The sequence below is a fragment of the Alcanivorax sp. genome (assembly GCF_014762765.1).
GTDB lineage: Bacteria > Pseudomonadota > Gammaproteobacteria > Pseudomonadales > Alcanivoracaceae > Alcanivorax.
The window spans coordinates 4,122-8,731 of the sequence record NZ_JABURH010000165.1 but is presented as its reverse complement, the minus strand read 5'-3'; the positions used below and the strand labels follow the sequence as shown (position 1 = coordinate 8,731).

The following is a 4,610-nucleotide window of genomic DNA, read 5'->3' as shown; positions in this document are numbered from 1 at the left end:
AGCTCTTTATGTAGGAGCTATGCCGGGGCGAGAACTTTCCAACCTTTCCTTATCTAATCGAGCGTAGCTCGTAGCTATCCCTTCAAACCCGCACTTCGGTCTGCACTTTTTTCGCGGCGCGGCCCATCATGTTGATGATCTTTTCCCGTTCGCGTTTTTTCAGTTCGGCGCTTTTAACGTGCAGACTGAAACCTTCCGCTTCGAAGTCAACGTCCACGGTCTTTTCCTGTTTCAGATCCGTGGCGGATCGGGCCAGAGTCTTGAGGATGGAGTTCTTGTCGAAATTGCGAATGCGCTGCACATCCAGATGGATGCCAAAACCTTGCGTCTCGGCAGACACGTAGCGGTTGCGGGCACCGGCATCCTTCTTCGCGCCCATGGCTTCAAACACCGGAATCGGCCGATTGAAGCCCTTGACTTGAATGTCACCGATGTTGCGACACTGAATACGGTCTTTCACCAGATCCTGGGTCGCTTCAGAGATCAACACGCCACCAGGGCGGCAGGCGGATTCCAGGCGGCTGGCCAGGTTCACGTCGGTGCCGAGGATGGTGTAATCCATGCGGGAATCGGTGCCGAAGTTACCCACCGTCACATAGCCGGTGTTGATGCCGATGCGGATCTCCAGCTTGTGGTCGATACCTTCACGTTTCCAGCGCTGGCGCAGCAATTTCATCTGCTCCTGCATTTCGATGGCCATCATGACACAACGGAAGGCATCTTCCTGGGCGCCGGCACTTTTCGGGTCACCGAAAAATACCATCACCGCATCACCGATAAACTTGTCGATGGTGCCGCCATGGCGCAGGGCAATGCGGGTCATCTCGCTGAGATAGGTGTTGAGCATGCTGGTCAGGGTTTCCAGCGGCAGCTCCTCGGAAATGGCACTGAAACCCTTGATGTCGGAGAAGAACACGGTCAGTCGCTTGCGGCGAGTTTCAAGTTTGGCGTCACGCTTGCCGGAAAAGAGCGAGCCCCACACCTGCGGCGGCAGATACTTGGCCAATTTTCGGGACATGTCCACTGCCTGCTTCTGCTGGCGACGCACTGCGTCCTGAGCCTGCTTCAGGTAGCGGGCCTGCAGATGTGCAAAGGCGGAAGATGCCCCAACATAGATACCAAGACCCAGCAGGGAAATGACCGTGAGCAACACCGGTGACTGCTCCGCCGGCAAGGCGGGAAACCCAAGAATCCAGCCCATCACCAACGCGCCGATGGCAGTCATCAACAGGTTCAACAACCAGGGTTTCAGGCCTCCGCTGCTCACCGCATTGGCGTGGACGATGATCAGCAGCACCAGCGATGGCACCAGAGCGAAATGCAACAGGGCGCAGACCAGACCGATGATCATCGCATCGATCTGCATCAGCAATTGGTGTACCGGCTTCAGCGGACGGTCCTGTTTTTCCGTAAGGTACAGCATGCCCTGGGCAATCAGCGGATAGGCCAACAGACCGGCTACGCCGAGCATATAAAGCTGTGGGTACAATTCCAGCTTCAGACCGGCCATGAGAATCATGGCAGCCACCAGAAAAGCCAGTAAGCGGATGTAATTGGCCTGACGCCGTGCCCGCTCCATAGGACCGATCAGCGGTCGGCGGGCTTTCTTTTTGATTGAACTTGGCATGTGAACCGATTCACGTGATTTGCGAGAAGCTTATCCCTTTCGGATCTAAGAAAAAAGACTGGCTGGATCAAAGGTGGCGTTATCTCTGTGACTGGGAGTTATTTTCAAATCGGGCTACCATGGCGCCCCAGTACAAGGAGCCATGAATGGACACCATCACCGCCCTGACCACCCGTGTTTCCAGCCCACGCCTGGACCAGCCCGGCCCCAGCGACGAGCAGCTCGACCTGCTGCTGCGCGCTGCCATCCGTGCACCGGACCACGGCCTGCTGCGTCCCTGGCGCTTTATCGTACTGGAAGGCGAACAACGGGAGCGGCTCGGCGACATCATGGAGGCCCAACTCCTGGAGGAGCAACCGGAGGCCGACATACGCAGCCGGGAAATCGCCCGCAACAAGGCCCTGCGTGCCCCCACCATTATCGTGGCAGTGGCGGAAGTCACCGAAAACCACAAGATTCCGGTATGGGAACAGGTACTGGCCGTAGGAGCCGCTGTGCAGAACATGATGGTAGCCGCCTATGAACTGAATCTGGGCGCCATGTGGCGCACCGGGGCGCTGGCCAACTCCGATCTGGCCAAACGCATGCTGGGGTTTGCCCCCAAGGATCAGGTGGTGGCCTATCTGTATCTGGGTACCCCGGTGGGCAATCTGAAAAATCTGCCGGACGAGTCCCCCGCCGACTTCATCCGTACCCTGCCATGATGGATCTGAATGCGCTGGCAGACCGGGTCCGCGATGCCATCCCCCTGACCCGGCATCTGGACTTCACCTTTACCGATTTCGACGGCCTCAGACTGGTCGTCACCGCCCCCCTGGGACCCAACCACAACGACAAGGGCACCTTCTTCGCCGGCAGCCAGTCCGCCCTCCTCACCCTGGCCGGCTGGGGCCTGACCACCCTGCTTGCTCAACAGAGCGGCCACCCGGCCGACGTGGTGGCCGTGGAAACGTCTCTGGAATACAAATTGCCCCTGGAAGGCGATCTGCAGATTGCCGTTTCCATCAATGAGGAAGAACGGGAGCGCTTCGCCCAACGCCTGAGCCGCCGCGGCAAGGCCACCCTGCGGGTGCACGCCCAGGGCAGCGGCGCCGACGGCAAGGTAGTCTGCCTTTATCAGGGCCTGTACCTGGCACGAACCTGAGTCTCTGCTGAACAAATGCTCAAACCCTGACCAACCAACCGCCAAGCGCTTGCCTCAAGCCCCACCCTCCGGTACTCTACGCGCCCTCAAGAGTTGGCCAGATGGCTCTTGAGCACAATCAGTTCAAGGTGGGGTGTCCGAGTGGCCGAAGGAGCACGCCTGGAAAGTGTGTATACGGAAACGTATCGAGGGTTCGAATCCCTCCCCCACCGCCAAATTTAAAAAAGCCCCGCAATGCGGGGCTTTTTTGTGGGCGATCTTTTCCTCCACAACGAAAAGCCTTCCGTCCCGCTTCGCCATGAAGCATAGCTCCTACGAAACACTCCCCCCTCGATCACCCTTGTTCCCGCTAGCCGCTCCTCGCTAAAGTAATCCGATTACCACAAGGGGCCACACCATGACCAACACCCCCGGCTGGCTGGGCCGACTGGAAACGCTGGGCAACAAACTGCCCCACCCGACCTTGCTGTTTGTCTGGCTTTGCCTGTTGCTGCTTCCGCTCACCGCAGTATTGGGAGCAATGGGGCTATCCAGCGTGCATCCGCTCAGCGACGAGACAGTAACGGTGCGCTCGCTGGTCGACGGCGACGGCATTCGCTATCTGTTCACCTCGTTGGTGGGCAACTTCACCGGCTTTGCACCGCTGGGCATCGTGCTGGTGGCCATGCTGGGGCTGGGCGTGGCAGAGCAGTCCGGGCTGTTGTCAGTGAGCCTTGCCAGTCTGGTGCGACGGGCGTCCGGACGCACCCTGGTGATCACGGTGGCCTTTGCCGGGGTCCTCTCCAGCCTCACCGTGGATGCGGGCTATGTGGTGCTGATTCCGTTGGCCGGGCTGGTATTTCAGCTTGCCGGTCGCTCCCCCATCGCCGGCATCGCCACCGCCTTTGCGGCGGTATCCGGCGGCTTCAGCGCCAACCTTTTAGTGGGGCCGGTGGACGCCACCCTGGCCGGCCTGTCCACGGAAGCCGCCCGGATTGTGGACCCGAGCCGAACCGTGGATGCCACCGGCAATTACTGGTTCATTATCGTCTCCACCTTTCTGGTCACCGCACTGGTCACCCTGGTCACCCAGCGCATCACCGAACCCAGGCTGGCCAACCAGCCACGTGGTGAGGCCTTCGCCCCGGAAGTGCCAAGCAGCCACCCCCACGCCCTGAAATGGACACTGGCCACCCTGGTGCTGCTGCTGGGGGGCATTGCCTTGCTGGTGCTACCCGCCGATGCGCCCCTGCGCCACCAGGACACCGGTGGCATCCTGGGCTCGCCGTTCATTCACGGGCTGGTAGTGATCGTAGCGGTCATCGCAGGGGTATGTGGTGCGGTGTATGGACGGATGAGCGGCCAGTTTCGCAATGCCGGCGACATCATCAGTGCCATGGAAACCACCATGGCTTCCATGGCCGGCTACCTGGTGCTGATGTTTTTCGCCGCCCAGTTTGTGGCCTGGTTCAATTACAGTCAGCTGGGACTGCTGCTCGCCATTGAGGGCGCTGCCTGGCTGGGCAGTCTGACGCTACCCAAGGTGGTGCTGTTGCTGTTTTTCGTATTGCTTGCCGCGTTGATCAATTTATTGATCGGCAGCGCTTCGGCCAAGTGGTCTATCCTGGCGCCCATCTTCGTACCCATGCTGATGCTGCTGGGCATCTCCCCGGAAGCGACCCAGGCGGCCTACCGGGTGGGTGACTCCAGCACTAATATCATCACACCGTTGATGCCCTATTTCGTACTGGTACTGGGCTTTGCTCGCCGCTATCAGCCAGACACCGGCATCGGCACCCTGATCGCCCTGATGCTGCCGTATAGCCTGACGTTGTTGTTGGGGTGGTCGGTCTTGCTGGG

General features: G+C 59.7%; 4 protein-coding genes and 1 tRNA gene. 4 read left to right on the top strand and 1 reads right to left on the bottom strand.

All coding sequences use genetic code 11. The annotated features are described in order from the left end of the window. Positions 1–82 precede the first annotated feature (82 nt). Entirely contained in the window at positions 83–1,627 is a 1,545-nt protein-coding gene (locus HUJ17_RS12165) for an adenylate/guanylate cyclase domain-containing protein (protein WP_290510941.1), read from the bottom strand. A gap of 146 nt (positions 1,628–1,773) precedes the next feature. Here HUJ17_RS12165 and HUJ17_RS12160 point away from each other — a divergent pair, with 146 nt between their 5' ends. From HUJ17_RS12160 to HUJ17_RS12145, 4 genes are all read left to right on the top strand, one after another. Beyond that, positions 1,774–2,331, top strand: coding sequence for a nitroreductase (locus tag HUJ17_RS12160; RefSeq protein ID WP_290510940.1), 558 nt, complete (start codon positions 1,774–1,776; stop codon positions 2,329–2,331). Then, entirely contained in the window at positions 2,328–2,771 is a 444-nt protein-coding gene (locus HUJ17_RS12155) for a YiiD C-terminal domain-containing protein (RefSeq protein ID WP_290510939.1), read from the top strand. Before HUJ17_RS12160 ends, HUJ17_RS12155 begins: the two co-directional genes overlap by 4 nt. Positions 2,772–2,898: 127 nt before the next feature. Next, positions 2,899–2,986: transfer RNA gene (locus tag HUJ17_RS12150), tRNA-Ser, on the top strand. Between the two features lie 182 nt (positions 2,987–3,168). Next, a partial coding sequence (locus HUJ17_RS12145; protein WP_290510938.1) for an AbgT family transporter occupies positions 3,169–4,610 on the top strand: 1,442 nt, incomplete at its 3' end.

What these genes read in the sequence shown, in the direction of transcription:
- HUJ17_RS12155 (WP_290510939.1), top strand. Translation starts at nt 2,328, where the DNA reads ATGATGGATCTGAATGCGCTGGCAGACCGGGTCCGCGATGCCATCCCC.
- HUJ17_RS12160 (WP_290510940.1), top strand. Translation starts at nt 1,774, where the DNA reads ATGGACACCATCACCGCCCTGACCACCCGTGTTTCCAGCCCACGCCTG.
- HUJ17_RS12165 (WP_290510941.1), bottom strand. Translation starts at nt 1,627, where the DNA reads ATGCCAAGTTCAATCAAAAAGAAAGCCCGCCGACCGCTGATCGGTCCT.